Source organism: Magnetococcales bacterium (assembly GCA_015231755.1).
Taxonomy (GTDB): domain Bacteria; phylum Pseudomonadota; class Magnetococcia; order Magnetococcales; family Magnetaquicoccaceae; genus Magnetaquiglobus.
This window is the reverse complement of sequence record JADGAZ010000017.1, coordinates 19,770-36,489: the sequence shown is the minus strand read 5'-3', so window position 1 is coordinate 36,489 and position 16,720 is coordinate 19,770. Positions and strand designations below refer to the sequence as shown.

Annotated in this window: 15 protein-coding genes; 4 read left to right on the top strand and 11 right to left on the bottom strand. The window is 59.7% G+C overall.

Going from position 1 to position 16,720, the window contains the following annotated elements:
• Positions 1–9 precede the first annotated feature (9 nt).
• From mshL to dusB, 8 genes are all read right to left on the bottom strand, one after another.
• Positions 10–2,625, bottom strand: a complete 2,616-nt coding sequence (mshL, locus tag HQL98_11975) for a pilus (MSHA type) biogenesis protein MshL (protein MBF0272767.1) — start codon at positions 2,623–2,625, stop codon at positions 10–12.
• A 409-nt stretch (positions 2,626–3,034) separates the two neighbouring features.
• Positions 3,035–3,601 (bottom strand): F0F1 ATP synthase subunit B, encoded by a 567-nt coding sequence (atpF, locus tag HQL98_11970; protein MBF0272766.1) that lies wholly within the window; start codon positions 3,599–3,601, stop codon positions 3,035–3,037.
• Entirely contained in the window at positions 3,601–3,828 is a 228-nt protein-coding gene (gene atpE, locus HQL98_11965; protein MBF0272765.1) for an ATP synthase F0 subunit C, read from the bottom strand. The genes atpF and atpE overlap by 1 nt, the downstream gene beginning before the upstream one ends.
• A gap of 71 nt (positions 3,829–3,899) precedes the next feature.
• A complete protein-coding gene (locus HQL98_11960; protein ID MBF0272764.1) occupies positions 3,900–4,691 on the bottom strand; it encodes a F0F1 ATP synthase subunit A in 792 nt (263 codons plus the stop codon).
• A 30-nt stretch (positions 4,692–4,721) separates the two neighbouring features.
• Positions 4,722–4,955, bottom strand: coding sequence for an AtpZ/AtpI family protein (locus tag HQL98_11955; protein ID MBF0272763.1), 234 nt, complete (start codon positions 4,953–4,955; stop codon positions 4,722–4,724).
• Positions 4,956–5,063: 108 nt separating this feature from the next.
• Positions 5,064–6,578 (bottom strand): nitrogen regulation protein NR(I), encoded by a 1,515-nt coding sequence (gene ntrC / locus HQL98_11950; protein ID MBF0272762.1) that lies wholly within the window; start codon positions 6,576–6,578, stop codon positions 5,064–5,066.
• The gene (locus tag HQL98_11945) at positions 6,575–7,651 is read right to left on the bottom strand and encodes a PAS domain-containing protein (protein MBF0272761.1); all 1,077 of its coding nucleotides are present in this window, start codon (positions 7,649–7,651) and stop codon (positions 6,575–6,577) included. The genes ntrC and HQL98_11945 overlap by 4 nt, the downstream gene beginning before the upstream one ends.
• Positions 7,648–8,655: a tRNA dihydrouridine synthase DusB gene (gene dusB, locus HQL98_11940; GenBank protein MBF0272760.1), complete on the bottom strand. Its 1,008-nt coding sequence runs from the start codon at positions 8,653–8,655 to the stop codon at positions 7,648–7,650. The genes HQL98_11945 and dusB overlap by 4 nt, the downstream gene beginning before the upstream one ends.
• Before the next feature lie 81 nt (positions 8,656–8,736).
• Between dusB and HQL98_11935 the strand changes: the two genes are divergently transcribed.
• Positions 8,737–9,357 carry a YihA family ribosome biogenesis GTP-binding protein gene (locus HQL98_11935; GenBank protein ID MBF0272759.1) on the top strand — a complete coding sequence of 207 codons (621 nt, stop codon included), beginning with the start codon at positions 8,737–8,739 and terminating at the stop codon, positions 9,355–9,357.
• 97 nt (positions 9,358–9,454) lie between these two features.
• Here HQL98_11935 and wecB read toward each other — a convergent pair whose 3' ends face one another.
• From wecB to HQL98_11920, 3 genes are all read right to left on the bottom strand, one after another.
• Positions 9,455–10,567 (bottom strand): UDP-N-acetylglucosamine 2-epimerase (non-hydrolyzing), encoded by a 1,113-nt coding sequence (wecB, locus tag HQL98_11930; GenBank protein MBF0272758.1) that lies wholly within the window; start codon positions 10,565–10,567, stop codon positions 9,455–9,457.
• A 64-nt stretch (positions 10,568–10,631) separates the two neighbouring features.
• Entirely contained in the window at positions 10,632–12,926 is a 2,295-nt protein-coding gene (locus HQL98_11925) for an AsmA family protein (GenBank protein MBF0272757.1), read from the bottom strand.
• 196 nt (positions 12,927–13,122) lie between these two features.
• On the bottom strand, positions 13,123–13,431 hold the full coding sequence (locus HQL98_11920; GenBank protein MBF0272756.1) for a (2Fe-2S) ferredoxin domain-containing protein: 309 nt from the start codon (positions 13,429–13,431) through the stop codon (positions 13,123–13,125).
• A gap of 370 nt (positions 13,432–13,801) precedes the next feature.
• On the opposite strand from HQL98_11920, the gene HQL98_11915 reads away from it, so the two are divergent.
• The 3 genes from HQL98_11915 (at position 13,802) to HQL98_11905 (ending at position 16,578) form a co-directional block, all read left to right on the top strand.
• Positions 13,802–14,137 carry a TusE/DsrC/DsvC family sulfur relay protein gene (locus HQL98_11915; GenBank protein ID MBF0272755.1) on the top strand — a complete coding sequence of 112 codons (336 nt, stop codon included), beginning with the start codon at positions 13,802–13,804 and terminating at the stop codon, positions 14,135–14,137.
• 145 nt (positions 14,138–14,282) lie between these two features.
• A complete protein-coding gene (locus tag HQL98_11910) occupies positions 14,283–15,002 on the top strand; it encodes a respiratory nitrate reductase subunit gamma (GenBank protein MBF0272754.1) in 720 nt (239 codons plus the stop codon).
• A gap of 142 nt (positions 15,003–15,144) precedes the next feature.
• On the top strand, positions 15,145–16,578 hold the full coding sequence (locus HQL98_11905) for a (Fe-S)-binding protein (GenBank protein MBF0272753.1): 1,434 nt from the start codon (positions 15,145–15,147) through the stop codon (positions 16,576–16,578).
• Positions 16,579–16,720 lie beyond the last annotated feature (142 nt).

The window sequence follows — 16,720 nt, the reverse complement described above, 5'->3', positions numbered from 1 at the left end:
ATCAAGCGGTTACATTCTGGATTCCTGGGACAGGCCTGAAGCCGTGGGTTGCTCCGCAGGCGAACGCTGGGGTGCCTCGGGCTGGGGGGCACCGGTGACAGGAAACCCCTGATGCTGGGGCACGCCGCCGGAAAAGGCCGGATAGGCGGCAGTCCCCGACATGTTGGCCTGTCCTTCCGGAGAGGTGAAGTCCAGATAAGAGCCTACCGCCATGGCGTTGGCCGCATTGCCTCTGGACTGGGGGGCCGAGGTCTGGGCCGGAGGCGCTGCCGGGGCAGGAGTCGGCGGAGCCGAGGCCGGAGTCTGGATGGGCGGGGCCGAGGCCGGAGCCGGAGTGGCGTTCCCCCCTGCCGCCGGGGCCGAGGCCGGGACCGGGGCTGACCCCTGGGCGGCGGCGGCGGTAGAGGCCGGCGGCTGGGCAGGAGTCGCGGCGGCGCTGGTCGGAGCGGAAGCCGGAGCCGGCGTTTCCACCGGAGGTGTGGTACGGGCTTCATTCCCCTTGGCAGGACGCTCTCCGGCGGGTTTAGCCTTCTCACCGCTGGTGTTGACCGGTTTACCGGCGCCACTTTTTTCAGGGGCGGTGGCAGGCTTGGCCGCAGCGGCAGGCTGGGCCGGTTGGGCCGCAGCGGCGGACTGGGCGGGCTGGGCCTGGATCTGGGCCGGTTGAGCCGCAGCGGGCTGGGACTCCCTGGGCAGATCCCGGGGCCGTTCGACCACCTGCTCTTTGGGTCTGCCATGGGTCATGACAACCGGTCGCAAGAAGATCACCAATTCGCTTTTGCTCACCCCCTGGTCCTGATGGCTGAACAAGGCACCCAGGCCACCCGGCAGTCTGGAAAGCATCGGCACACCCGCCGAGCCGTTGCTGATGGAATCCTGCATCAAGCCACCCATGACCGCCACCTGACCGCTGTGTACCCGCATCATGGTTTCCATCTCCTTGACCTCGATCTCGGGAATGGCGTTGTTGATGGAGTCGGTCAGACCGGTCTGAAGGTTGCCGGCCACCAGGGCCGGGTTGGGATCGGAGACCCAACGGCTGATGCGGGAGATGGTGGGCCGCACGTTGAGACTGACAATCCCCTCCTTGGAGATTTGCGGCGTGACGGTCATCACCAGTCCCACCGGAACCGTGTGGATTTCGGTATCGAACACCGGTTGCGAGGCCACGGTGCCCGTGGTGGTAGTATTGCCCGTGTTGTTGTTGCCGGTACTGGATTTCAGAGTGAAGAAGACGCTGTTCTTGACCACCTTCAGGATGGCAGGCTGATTGTTGAGCGCCATGATCTTGGGACTCGACAAAATTTTGGCGTTACCAAAGGTCTCCAGAAGCTTGATGGTGGCGTTCACGGGTCCCTTGTCGGTTCTCCCATTGCCATCCGGACCGCCGGTGTGACCCAGCGTGAAATAGTTCAAGGTGCCCTGAGCGGTACGGCTGGCAGCGTTCAAGGCGCCGGCGCTTTCGGAAAAAGCACTTTTCAGGATCACACCCGCAGAGCGGTTGAAGATCAGATCCCAGTCCACACCCTCCTGGAAACGATCCGACAGCTCCACCTCCACCACCGTGGACTCGATGAGCACCTGACGATGAACATTTTCCAACACGCTGTCCAGATACTCTTGAATCCGGGTGTGCTGCTGGGCTGTGGCCACGATGCTCATGACGCCGGCTTCGGTGTTGACCGAAACCAGACCCGGCTTGGAGGATCCACCCTTGTTCTCCGCGCCCCTGCCGGGAACCGCTCCGACCCCAACGGGACCGACCCCGCCTTGAGGCGGCATAATGCCGTTGAGGCCGCCCAGACCACCACCCGAGGGCAATCCGGCCGCGGCAGCCCCCAGCCCCCCCGCCCCGATGCCAGCAGCACCCGGGGCGCCGGTGGGCAATCCCGGTTCCTGCGCAGACTGGAACTCGATGCCCACATCCGCGCCCAGAATCGCCTGGATGTTCTGGGTGATGGTTTTCCAGAACTTGCTGCTGGAAGCCGTGGTCAAGGTGCTGTTGGACTGGTTGTTATCCGCCCCGGTCAGGGGGTTGGACAGGGTATTGCCTTTGGAGGTGGACAGATGGGTGGACAACTTGTTGGTGCTGACCAACTCCCGCTCGATCCCCAGATAATCCACCTGATAGATCTTCAAGAAGGGCAAATCCGGCGTCACGACGATGGTTTTGTCCTGGATTTCGTAGCGGATGGCCACCTGCTTGGCCACACGATCGAGAATCTTGCTCAAAGGCTGATCGATGGCGCTCAACGTGACCCGACCCTGGATGCCAGGGTAAACGTCAATATTTTTGTTGGCATCCCGGGCCAAAGCAAACAGCAGATCACGCACCGGCATTTCCGTGACGGTGATGGTATAGACCTCTTCGGGACTGGAAGAATCCGTCAGACTGGCCAGTGGCGCTCCGTCCTTTTTGGGAGACGGGCCAGAGGAGATATCCACCTCGGGATTGGTCGGTTGCAGAAAATGGTCCCTGGACTGCCTGATGTGTGATGCAGGCTCACAGGCCGCAAGCAGGAGACAACCGAGAAGGATCAAGCCGGTTCGTCGGGCGTGGCTTGCCATCGTCGGGCTTCTGAAGGCCGTTAAATCCTTGGAATCGATGGGTTCGTGACGGTCCATGGGATGCCTTTTTCCTCTGGAGAAGACAAAACATTGACCCCCGCGAACGGTGGTCGCAGGAGTTCTTCTCCGAATGAAGCAATTTACAAGCCAATCCATTGGCACACGATACCCGGAAAAGGCCAGGAACGGACCGACAAACAAATGTTCATAAATAGATTTTTTACAACCGGTTCATCCAGAATCCTTAGTCTTTAAAGTGGATACCCGGAAACCTGAAGAACTGCGAGACAGGGGCGAGAAACCCCAAAGAAGACAACGCGGAACCAGCCCAAAGAAACCGTACCAGACGGTAGCGGTCAACCTGCCAAAAACCACACCCAACCTTGCAAACCAAAATCTTTCCCCATTCGGGAGACGACTGACCGCCCAAAGGACGGGCAGATCGTAACCTCCCGATGGGAAAAGCTCAATGCAACCTGGTCTCCCCCCCCTCACCAAGCTGCTTCACAGCCTCTTGCACCATGCGATTGGCATCCTCGACCTTGATCGACTTGACGATCAACTTCTCGGCCACCAGCATGGACAACTCCACAGCAGCATTGCGCACTTCTTCCATGGCCTTGTGTTTGGCCTGTTCGATCTCCACCAGGGCGGCATTTTTCTTTTTGCCCAGTTCCTTGTTGAGATCTTCCAAAGCCTGCTCACGGTGACGAATGGCTTCCTGACGCGCCTCTTCCAGAGTCTGGGCAGCCATTTGACGGGCGGCGACCAACTGTCCTTGATAGTTGGTCAGCAACCGCTCTCCTTCCTTGCGGGCCTGTTCGGCTTTTTGCAGATCATCCGAGATGCGACTGGCACGACTGTCCAGAATATTGATGATCGCTGGCAGAACATACTTCTTGAGCAACAGCATCAACAGAAAAAACGAGACCACGGTCCAGAAAATCTGGGACCCGAAAACACTGGGCTCGAATTGCGGCAAGCCCGACGACGCAGCGGCGCCCCCCGCCGAGGCATGCGCGGAGGCAATCATCAGCCTTTACCCATGATGATGAAGGCCAGAACCAGACCATACAAGGCGATGGCTTCCACGAACGCGGCCCCAATCCACACATATTTGGCCAACTGACCTTCGGCACTCGGCTGCCGGGCGAAAGCCTCGATGGCCTTGCCAAACATGTACCCCAACCCAATGCCAGCGCCACCCAACCCCGTGGCGGCCAAACCCATTCCGATGAAAGAGGCGGGAAGGCTTTCCATAATTTTTTGTCTCTCCTCATGCAAACGAAATAAAACCAAGTCCCAGGGACAAAAAAACATCACATTCGCGATCAGTGCATATGCAGCGAATCGTTGATGTAAACACACGTCAGAATGGTAAAGATGTAGGCCTGGATGAAACCGATGAAAATTTCCATGCCCGTGAACACCACCGTGAAGCCGAACGGCAACCAGGCGCCGAACCAAGCCATGGTGGCGGTGAAGAAGAACAACACCCCCAGCACCGTGTGACCGGCGGTCATGTTGGCGAACAGACGCACCGACAGGGAAATCGGACGGGCCAGAAAGGAGATGATCTCAATGGGCACCATCAACGGCAGCAGGGCCGGCGGCAGGCCATGGGGAACAAAAAAGCCCAGGAATTTCCAGCCATGATGATACGCCCCGAGCACAATGCTAAACCCGAAAATCCCCAAGGCCAGCGTCCCGGTGACGATCAACTGGGAGGTGACGGTGAAGGATCCGGGGATCAGACCGGTCCAGTTGCAAAACAGGACAAAGAAAAACAGGGTGAAAATGATCGGAAAGAACTTTTTGCCTTCGTGACCGATGATTTCGTTGATCATGGTCTCCACGAACAGGTATCCGGCCTCGGCCACGCTTTGCAGCCGTCCCGGCACCAGGGTGGGATGACGCATCGCCAGACGGAACAGCCCGTAGACCACCGCGACGACGATCCACATCCACAACACTGAATTGGAAATGGAAATGTCAAAACCGAAGGGCGCGATCTTGATGTAATTCACCACCTGGAAGTGGTGCAATGGATCCATTTTCGGAGCCGCAGTCGCCACGTTGTGTGCGGTCTCGGCATGCGCGGCGGCGATGAAGGAAACATCCATGAGCAATTCCGGTCTCCGGCCTCTTTGACTTCAGCGTGGTTCCTTGGGACGACGGAGCGGCGAACCGTCTCCTTCACCCCCCTTCCGACCTGGGGTACTCTGCATTGCAAAACGGTACATGTCACGAAACCCGGCAGCCAACCCGAAGAAAAAAAACACCAGGGTCAACCACGGATTGGTTCCGAGCCAGTAATCCAACAGATAACCGATCCCCCCGCCCACAAAAACCGCAGAGACCAGTTCGGTACTCATGCGCATGGCCATTCCCAACCCGTGGGGTGCAACGGGTGGTGGGGATGGAGGGGTTTCGGAGTCGGAGTCGGACTCCGACGGGGTTGGATTCATTCCTGTCTGCCTTGTGTGCAGTGCATCCTAAAAAGCCTCGGCCTCTGTGTCAAGGATTCGATCGTCGATATCCTGGTTTCCCAGCCGGGCTTCTTGAATTTTTTTGCGCAGGGTATTGCGATTGATCCCGAGCATGCGGGCCGCTTTGACCTGATTGCCCCGGGTTTCGCGCAAAACCCGTTCCAAAAGAAGACGTTCCACCTGACCCATGATGGCGTCGTACAAATCATCCGGCTCCCGGCCAGCCAGTGAAACCAAATAACGACTGATGGCCCGATCCACCGCATCTTCCAGGGAAACCGCCCCTCCGGACCCCGATTCCGCTCCGGATGGCGCGGACATGGACGCTCCGGTCCCCACCACGCCCTTGCTCCCCGCAACCGGCAGTTGCAGATATTCCGGATGGATCAGCACCCCCGGGGTCAGGGCCATGAGCCGATAGATCAGGTTTTCCAGTTCCCGCACATTGCCCGGCCAGTCGTAGGCCATGAGCTGTTCCAGGCTTTCCGGGGTGAAGCGTTTGGGGGGGGCGTTCATCTGACGGGCGGCGCGGGCCAGAAAAAATTCCGCCAGCACCGGAATATCCTCCACCCGGGAGCGCAACGAAGGCACATGCAACGGCGTGACGTTCAACCGGTGGAACAGATCCTCGCGAAACCGTCCGGCAATAATGGCCGCCGGCAGATTCTGATGGGTGGCGGCAATGATGCGCACATCGGCCCGCAGGGTCTCCGCGCCTCCCACCCGGGTGAAGGCGCCGTTCTGCAACACCCGCAACAGCCGGGTTTGGGCCTCCAGGGGCATGTCGCCGATCTCGTCAAGCAGCAACGCCCCATCCCGGGCCCGCTCGAAGTGGCCCACATGACGGGCGATGGCGCCGGTGAAAGCTCCCTTCTCATGCCCGAACAATTCGCTTTCGATCAGATTGGCGGGAATGGCCGCCATGTTCACCGCGATGAACGGGCCGTTACGCCGGGGACTGTTGGCATGCACCGCCCGGGCGATCAACTCCTTGCCCGTGCCCGACTCGCCATGAATCAACACCGTCATGTCCGAGTTGGCCAGCCGTCCGATGGTGCGGAACAACTCCTGCATGGCCCGCGAAGCCCCGATCACTCCACCAAAGCGGTCCATCTCGTGGGCCGGATCCCGATCCCGTGGCGTGACCCGCTGAGTCTGTTCCAAGGCCCGCTGGACCAGCTCCACCACCTGATGGATATCGAACGGTTTGGCCAGATACTCGAACGCTCCCCCCTCGAAGGCCTGCACCGCATGTCGCAGGGTGCTTTGCGCCGTGATCACGATCACCGGCAGCCAGGGGCGACTGGATTTGAGGGTCTTCATGATGTCCAGACCCGAGCCACCGGGCATCATGATATCGGTGATCACCAGATCCCCGGCCCCGCCGGACGCGTAATCCAGCAACGCCCGGCCGGAATCGAAACAGCGCACCAGAAATCCGGCCCGCACCAAAGCCTGTTCCAACACAAAACGGATGGCCCGGTCGTCATCGGCCACCAGGATGGTCCGGGTTGCACTCATGGGGATCCCACCGGTAAAAGTACCCGGAAAATGGTGTTGCCGGGCATGCTTTCCATTTCGAGTTGGCCGCCATGGGCCTGGACGATCTTCTGGCAGATCGACAATCCCAACCCGGTGCCGCTCGCCTTGGTGGAGACCAGGGGCAAAAAGATCCGTTGACGCATCTCTTCCGGCACTCCGGATCCGTTATCCCGCACCTCGACTTCGATGTGACGGCGACGGCGGCCCTGTTCCATGCGGGTTCTCTGGGAAAAACGGGTCACCAGCCGCACCCGTCCCTCGGCTCCGGCGGCCTGCATGGCATTTTTCACCAGATTCAAGAACAGTTGGATCAACTGATCCCGATCCCCCCGCACCGGCGGCAACGAGGGGTCGTAATCCGATTGCGGGGCGGGCCGCTCTCCGGAACTGACGCACACCCGGGCCACATGATCGAGAATTTCGTGAATGTTCAGATCCCGTTCCCGCAACAACTGTTTTTCCGCCAGTCCCAGCAGGTCATCCAGGAGTCGGCTGACCCGATCCACCTCGGTACGGATCAACTCCACGCAATCGGCGTCCGGCCCTGTGGCCCGGCCTTCCAAGAGTTGCGCGGCGCCACGAATGCCCGCCAGGGGATTTTTCACCTCGTGGGCCACGGTCATGGCCAGATCTCCCAACGAGTCCAAGGCATCGTGGATGCGTTTGCCCTCTTCGATGCGCACGGTGCTGCCCAGTTCCTCCATTTGCAGCATGGCCCCCATCCAGGCCCCATCCGGGGAGAGCAGGGGCACGGCGGTCAGGGCCACCGCCACCATCCGTTCCGGGGAGGGGGTGAGGCGGGCGTCGCGGATGCGACAGGGCATGAGCAACGCCCGTGCACGGGTCAATAGATCCATGGCCACCGGATGACCGGGCAACAAGCTCTCCAACTCCTGACCGATCAAGCGGCCACGGGGTTTTCCGAATAGCTTTTCGGCGGCGTCGTTGACCACACGCACCACGCCGGAAGCGTCCACGCCCACCACCCCCAGGGTCAGATGATCCCAAAGGGTGGCCGGGGAAAAAAACAGATCGCGCGTCAAAGTGGTCATGCCGCCCGTGATGCCAATGTGGTATCGAGGAATGCGTCCAACATTTCCAGTGCCGCCTCTGAATGGGGAGCGTGATTGATCCGATCCCGAAACGCCGCTCCACCCGGAAAGCCCCGCGTGAACCAGCCCAGATGCTTGCGGGCCAACAGATGTCCGGTCCTGGGACCGTGATGGGCGATCATCGCATGAAAATGGTCAACAATCACGGCTCCACGTTCCGACAACGGCAAAGGCTCCAGGGTCTGTCCCGTGGCCAGAAAATGGCCGATCTCCCGGAAGATCCAGGGACGCCCCAGCGCGGCCCGCCCGATCATGAGTCCATCGACTCCGCTTTTATGCCAAAGTTCCCGCGCCTGTTCCGGGGAGGTGATGTCTCCATTGCCGATGACCGGGATCCGGATATGACTCTTGATCTCCCCAATGGCCTCCCAGTCCGCCACACCGGAGTACATCTGCGCCCGGGTGCGGCCATGGATCGCGATGGCGCGCATACCCGCGGATTCGGCGATGCGGGCCATGGTCACGCCATTGCGGGTGTGGTGATCCCAGCCAAGGCGGATCTTGACCGTCACCGGCACCGACACGGCCCGGGCGACGGATTCCATGATCCGGCCCGCCAGGGACTCATCCCGCAGCAAGGCGGCTCCCGCTCCGGTGCCGACGATCTTGCGCACCGGGCAGCCCATGTTGATATCGATCATCTCCGCTCCCAGATCCACCTGCATGCGGGCGGCCTGGGCCATGGCCGCGGGATCGGCTCCGGCGATCTGCACCGCCAGAGTGGTTTCCGGATCGCCGCTCGCCGACTGTTTGAGGCAGCGGGCGATGCCTCGGATCATGGCCTGGGAGGCGATCATTTCCGATACGGTCAAATCCGCTCCGAACCGGCTGGCCAAAGCGCGAAACGGGGCATCGGTCACACCGGCCATGGGGGCCAGAATCAGGGGAGGCCGACCGGTTTCCCGGATGGCGAAAAGGGTGGTCAGTGGATCGCGGGTTTGCATTCCTTGACGTTCTCTTGCATAAAGGGTGGTGAAATTCCTCTTGATGATAGTCCAACGGCCCTGTGAGGAGCCAGTCACGCCATGCAAACATCCACTCCGATTCACGCCGGTCTGTCGTCGCAATTCATTGCCGGTGCGGTGTCGCGTCAGCAATTTCCGCCGGACGATCTGCCCGAAGTGGCTTTCGCCGGTCGTTCCAATGTGGGCAAGTCCTCGATTTTGAACCGGTTGCTCAATCGGCGCAATCTGGCCCGCGTCAGTCGCACCCCGGGAAGAACCCGGGAGATCAATTTTTTTCTGGTTGGCACTCAGGGTCGTTTTGTCGATCTGCCCGGATACGGTTTCGCCGAGGTGGGGCGCAATCAACGTTTGGTGTGGGATCGGGTGGCCGAGGCCTATTTCAACGAGCGGCGTTCGTTGCGTGGAGTCATTCTGCTTTTGGATCCCCGTCGTGGATTATTGGATTCCGATCTGGAGTTGATCGCCTATTTGGAGGAACGGGGCATTGGTTTTTTGCCGGTGGCCACCAAAATCGACAAGCTCAAGGCCAATCCCCGGCGTCAGGCGTTGATGACGCTTGCCGGGCAGATCCGTGAGTCCACCCGTTTGGCCATGGCGCCTCCGGTGGCGGTTTCGTCCCTCAATGGGGATGGGGTGGCCGAATTGTGGCAGCATCTGGAAAAAATTCTCGGCGACGGCTGATCACGCTCCAACCATTGAACGATATAAAAACCATATAAAATAAAGAGCGGGTCTTAGAAATTCATCTCCCAGACCCGCTCTTTATTTTCAAGAGTGATCAATCGCCGCCCCTACCATACAACCCCTCCAAAATCCCCACAATCCGCTCCCCGGTCCCACCATCCCACAACTCCGGAATGCCCCCCTGCTGCCACGCCCCGGCAAACAACACATCCATCGCCGGCTTGATCCGGTCCGGATCGGTCCCCAACAACCGATTGGTCCCCACCGTCACCGTTTCAGGCCGCTCCGTGGTATCCCTCAAAGTCATGCACGGCACCCCCATCACCGTGGTCTCCTCGGTAATCCCCCCCGAATCGGTAATCACAGCCCGGGCATGACGGGCCAGATAATTGAACTCCAAATACGGCTGAGGATCCACAAAACGCACATTCTCCGGCAAACCACTCAACCCCGCCAAATTCCTGGCCGTGCGGGGATGCACCGGAAAAATCACCATCATGCCACGTACCGCCTCCCCGACAGCCCGCAGCAAACGCCCCAATTGTACCTCACCATCCACATTGGCCGGACGATGCAACGTCAACAGAAAATATCCCCCGGATGCCAACCCCCACTCCTCCCAAAATACCGGAGGCCGCAACCGGGACAGATTGGCCAGCAACGTATCAATCATGGTGTTGCCCACAAAAAAAATCCGCGACTCCTCCACCCCCAAACGCCGCAAATTGTCGTTGGCCACCCGACTGGTGGTAAAAAAATGATTGGTGATGGCATCCGTGACCATGCGATTGATCTCCTCCGGCATGGTCCAATCCCCGGAACGAATCCCCCCCTCCACATGCGCCACCGGAATGCCCAACTTCTGCGCCACAATCGCACAGGCCATGGTGGAGGTGACATCCCCCACCACCACACACAACACCGACGGACGCTCCGACAACACCCGTTCATACCGGATCATGATGGCCGCCGTCTGCTCGGCTTGAGTGCCGGACCCCACCTCCAGATTGACCTCCGGTGCGGGAATGTTCAACTGGGTAAAAAATTCCCCGGACATGCGCGCATCATAATGCTGCCCGGTATGAATCAAACGAAACCCCAAACGCCGCTCCGACTCCGCCCTGGCCAACAAGGCATGAATGATCGGCGCGATCTTCATGAAATTGGGTCGCGCTCCGGCAATAATGTCGATCAATGGCAACGTCATGGCACCACCCGTCCACCCATCACACCCATCCCCCATTCCATGCGTTCCTCACAGTCAACACGCATCATGAACCTTGCTTGTCATCCTCACGCAACAAGACCGTCCCCCCACGGGGAAACTCCGGCACACCCGCCTCGAAACGCTTCACCCCGTCCCAAGGAACCCGCAACGACAACGGCAACGTCACCCCCTGATACCGCTCGACATCCGATGCCACCCCCTGCAAGGCAGGCACCACATCGGCTTGCAACTGATAATCGATCCCCCGCTTGACGAAATCCACCTGTCCGGCGCCAAACACCCGCAAGGCCGACCCCATGGCCTCCAGATCCGCGTTGACCAACACACCGTCACGCATCTCCGCCGTGGCGGTCACCGTGGAAAAAACCGTCTCCTCCGCCCCTGCAGTCGGCAATGGAGAACGGCTGAACAAGGCATGGGCATGACGAATCCTGCCCACCACATTCATGCCGGATACCACCCCATCGTTCACCCGCAACTGCGCCTGACCACGGGCCGAACGGGTCAAGGCCTCCCGGGTACTCCCCTGGGCCTCCAGATGCACCATCCACGCCCCCACCCCGTCCAAACCGCTCCACCCGCCCCACTCCTGGAACAAAGGTCCCAGATTCACCCCCTCCAGGGCATGATCCACCACCACCTGCGGCTCGTCACCCCGGTTGTCCACCACAGCCCGGGCCGCCATGCGCCCCCCGTAAGCAGACCAGGAGAGAGGATCCAGACGCATCACCCCATCCCTGGCCTCCAGCACCATGGAAAGATCCGCAAACCGCCCCCCGGCCAAAGTCACCTCTCCCGCATGCAACCGCCCATCGATCACCAGGTCACGACTCAACCACGACCAGGGCCAACGCCCCGCAACCGCCTCCGTCCGCTCCTCGCCCCGCACCGCCTTGCCGCTGGTCATCACCACCCCGGCAACACCACGATCCGGCAACAAAGACCGCAACCGCTCCAAAGCCAAGGTATCCAGTTCCCAATCGAAACGCACCGCCGGCCCCGCCAGGGCCACCGCCATGGATCCGGTCACACGGCTCCCATCCAGTCCCAGCGCCAACCGGGAGACGGTCAACTCCCGATCCTTCCAGACGAAATCCACCTCGCCTTCGGCCCCGGAACAAAACTTCATTTCGGTATTCGTCGGCACGGTCCGCCCCAAAGCGATCAGCAAGGCCCGGAAATCAAATCGCTCGGCCATCAGACTGCCTTCCACCACGGACAACCGCTCCCGCAAACGCAGCGCCCCCTTGACCTTTGCTCCCGCAGGCCCCTCGAAGGCCAAATCATCCAACGCCAGGGACAGATCCCGAGGATCCGCCACCCAATCCGACACCAGACGGGCCTGCACACCCGCCGGAGGCCAATCGTTGGCCTTCAGGGCCACGGTCAATTGACTCTTCGCCGCCACCATCCGCCCACTGGTCAGATCCATGTCCATGCGCCCCTGAAAGCCCAGATTCATCTCCCGGGCCCAGGCCGCATCCGACCACAGATTGACCGCCAGATCCATCCGGTTCCACGTAGCCCGCAATCCCCGCCAATCCAAAGCCACATCGGCGGCGAAACGACTCTTGACCTCCCGGATGCCCAGACCCGGCACCCCGGCGTTGACCGAGAGTTCCAACCCGTCGATCCACATCCGCCCACCGGGAGCGACCCGCAGTTGATATTTCATCTCGGCGCGACCGTTGAGCCGGCTGGCCGCCTCGACAAAACGAAACGCCGAAGTCACCGCCACAGGACGACCCGGATGGATCGGACCGGTCTTCAACTCGACGCCCTCCAGACGCCCATCCACATGGTTCAAACGGTCCTGCCACAGCAAAGTCGCGCCGGTCAGTTCGACCCCCACCGCCGACACAGACAACAAACGATCCACCGCCGACTCCGGCAGGCCCGCCGCACGGGTGTTGTCCACCGACTGCCCCGCCTGTGGAACTAGGCTCTGCTCCCAGTTGAACCGCCCCTGACCATCCCGCACCAGCCGCAAGGTCAGCCCCTTGACTTCAGCCCGATCCACTTCGACACGACCGGTCAACAAGGGCAACAACCGCACCCCGACCTCCAGAGCCTGGGCCTGCGCCATGGGATCCGCACCGAACGCCGGGTCATCCGCCAGGGCAAGATCCCGCAGAATCAACTCCGGATTGGGAAACAGGGCAAACCGCACGTCGCCTTGAATCGTCAACTGGCGACCGGTGAGTCCTTTCACAAAAGAGATGATCGGTGCCCGGTATTGATTGGGATGCATCCATACAGGAACGGTCAACAGTGTGATCAACAACACCAGACACACGCCAACCGTCCACTGGAGCCACCGCTTGAGCGTTCGATTCATGAAGCGATCCTCGACAAATGGAACACTGGGTCTGTCCTGAAGGGATCCGGGTCACACGCGCTGTACCTGATTTCACCAAGGGCGCGATCCGGCGTGGAACAAACCATCCGACGTTCCGGTGCCCCGGCGACCCGCCTGTTTGCGTGACAGTCGCACCACCGGGGCACCCTTTTGTTTTCCCCACCCGGGAAAAAAACTACATGAAACGCAACCGTTTCACCGGTTCACCCTTGATCAGATGTTCGTCAAAAATCTCCGCCACATCCTTGGGCTTGACGCCCCCATACCAGACCCCGTCCGGATAGACCACCACCGTCGGTCCCTTGTCGCAAGGCCCCATGCAAAAGGTTCCCGTCACCATGACCTGGGCAAACAGGCCACGTTTTTCGATCTCCGCCCCCAGCGCCTCGAACACCGATCCGGCCCCGGAACCGCCGCAGGAACCACGCGGATGACCGGCAGGCCGTTGATTCATGCAAACAAACAAGTGATGCTTGAGTTCCATCGTCCAGCTTCCCTCCCACGGAAATTTTGGGTTGAGTGAATATTTGGGGTTGATTTTGGTTGCCAAATCCCTGAAAGTCAATCAAAAGAGATTTTTTTCCCGGAGGATCGCACCCAGAATCGTCCTTGATCGGCTCCCTCGAAAATCGACCCGAACGGGAATGTGCCTTGCTGTCTTGGAAAATTATGATATGCTAATGTTCCAAGTGACACACGAGGGAGTTGAGCCATGGAACAAAGCTTGGCTGCACGATGTCCGACTCACGGGGCGCATGGGCGCACCAGCGGGCCAAACGGTTGGCCAATGGTCATGAATCAAACGTCTGCGAAATATTTCGCACCCTTTCATCGCAACACGAGGAGAAGCAATCATGCCGAGTTTTGAACTGAACGGCCGCACCTATGAAACCGACGAGGACGGCTATTTGGCCAATCTGAATGACTGGAGCCAGGATGTTGCCGGCTACCTCGCCAAAACTGAAGGCGTGGACATGTCCGAATCCCATTGGGAAGTGGTCAATTTTCTGCGCGAATACTATGATGAATACAAAATCGCCCCGATGATCCGTATCCTCACCAAGGCCATCGGCAAAAAACTGGGCAAAGAAAAAGGCAACACCAAATATCTTTACGATCTTTATCCCGGCGGACCCGCCAAGCAGGCCTGCAAAATCGCGGGACTCCCCAAGCCGACCGGGTGCGTGTAATCCCCCATTTTCGCGGGCTTGTTGCTTCCGTGACATCCATCCGCCCGGAAGTTCGCTTTCGGGCGGGGTCGAAATGGTTGCCGATCCCACGGATCGGCAACCATTTTTCGCGCGTCATCCCTTTTTATGACATGGGAAAAGCCGGATGTTGACCTTCCTCGCCTATTTCGTTGCGACCATTTTTCTGATCGGATTTCTGAGCCGGATCTTCGTCTACGCACGCTCTCCGGCCCCTCTGAAAATCCCCACCACCCCTGCCCCGACCACCCGTTTGGGTGTGATCTGGCGGCTTGTCACCGAGGTTGTGTTCTTCAACAGCCTCTTCAAAAGCGACAAGCTGGCCTGGGCCGGTGGACTGGCCTTTCACGCCACTCTGGCCGTGGTACTGATCCGTCACGCCCGCTACTTCGTCGATCCCATGCCCGCCTTCGTGGGTCCGCTGCAAATCATCGGCATCGTGGCCGGTGTGGTCATGGCCGCGGCGTTGGCGTTCTTGTTGCTGCGGCGTCTGGTGTTCGAGCGGGTGCGCTACATCTCCTCCCGCGCCGACTATGGCATCCTGTTCTTGTTGTTGGGCATCGCCTTCTCCGGATTGTTGATGGATTTTGTGCTGCGTCCCAACATCGTGGCCATCAAGACTCAGCTCATGACCATGTGGAGTTCCGTGACCGGTCTGCCTCCCGTGAATTCCGCCGGAGATGTGATGTTTCTGCTTCATTTGCTGCTGGTCGGGGCGTTGCTGGTGATCTTCCCCTTCAGCAAGCTGATGCATGCCGGTGGACTGTTCTTCAGCCCGACCCGCAATCAGGTGGACAACCCCAGGGAAAAAAGACACGTCGCTCCATGGGCCAAAGCCCTGGATTGACCCGCCGGGCCACCTTTCCGACCCAGCAGCAATGATCCCATCGAGATGATCACAACCCTTAATCAGGAGTCCTCGCGTGGCTGAATATCACGTTCCTCCGGTCGCGGATGACATCAAGACACCGGACTTGAAAGCCGGAACCATGGCCCACCTCGCCCCCTATCCCGGCATGCCCAAGCACATGGAGCCCATGGGATTCCCCGGGGAACGGGTGGAAAACTGGCAGCAAAAGGGCGTGGAAAAGCTCGGGGAGTTGTTGAAAAAATACCGCTCCTTGCAGGTCTATCTCGACATCTGCGTCAAGTGCGGCGCCTGTACCGACAAGTGCCACTACTATCTCGGTACCCAGGACGCCAACAACATGCCGGTGCAGCGGGCCGAACTGATGCGCAGCGTCTATCGGCGTTATTTCACCCCCGCGGGCAAAATGTTTCCCGGTTTGGTGAACGCCGTCGATTTCGACGAAGAGACGCTGCAAAAATGGTTTACCTACTTCCATCAGTGTTCCCAGTGCCGTCGCTGCTCGGTCTTTTGCCCCTTCGGCATCGACACGGCGGAAATCACCATGGCGGCCCGGGAAATCATGAACGCCATCGGTGTGGGTCACAAATATTCGGTGGAGATCATCGGCAAGGTTCACCAGATCGGCAACAATCTGGGCATTCCCAAGCCCGCCCTGAAAGGCACCCTGGAATTCCTGGAAGAAGAAATCCTCGACAGCACCGGTCACGATGTGCGTCTGCCCCTGGATCAACCCGGAGCGGATGTATTGCTGGTCGCCCCCTCCGCCGACTTTTTCAGCGAACCCCACATCCAGTCCTTGATGGGGTACGCCAAGGTGTTTCATCAGGCGGGCATTTCCTTCACCATCAGTTCCTACGCCTCCGAGGCGGCCAACTTCGGCATGTTCATCGGTTCGTATGAACATCAGAAAAAAATCGCCAAACGGGTGGTGGAACAGGCCCGGGATCTGAAGGTCAAACGTCTGGTGGTGGGAGAGTGCGGCCATGCCTGGCGTGTGGCTTATTCCTTCTGGAACACCCTCAACGGACCCTTGGATTTTCTCGATCCCCGTTATCCCGCCCCGCAACACATCTGCGAGTTCACCCATGACCTGTTGCAACGGGGAGCCTTGTCCCTGGACAAGGAGGCCAACGACAACTACCGGGTCACCTTCCACGACTCCTGCAACGTGGCCCGCGCCACCCGCATGGGTCCCAAAGCCGGTGGACAGTTCGAGATTCCGCGGGATCTGATCCGGGCCAGTTGCAACCATTTCGTGGACATGGACGAAGACACCATCCACGAAAAAACCTTCTGCTGCGGCGGCGGTGGCGGCCTGCTGACCGACGAGTTGATGGATCTGCGCATTCGCGGCGCTCTGCCCCGTGTCACCGCCTTGAAACGGGTGATGGAATCCGACAAGGTCAATTTCATGGCGTTGATCTGCGCCATCTGCAAAGCCCAGTTCTCCAAAGTGCTGCCGATGTACGGCATCTCCATGGACGTGGTGGGCGGTGTGCATCAACTGGTGAGCAACGCCATCCAACTGGGCGCCAAAAAAGGCGTGGTCTGATCCAAACCTGACCGCGTGTCAGCCATTCACTGAAAACACCTGGGGGAACGACTCCTCCAGGTGTTTTTGTTTGGGATGCAAGGATTGTGATGGCCTCCTGGGCGTGTTACAATGATCGATTCTGGCTGAAACCAAATACTCC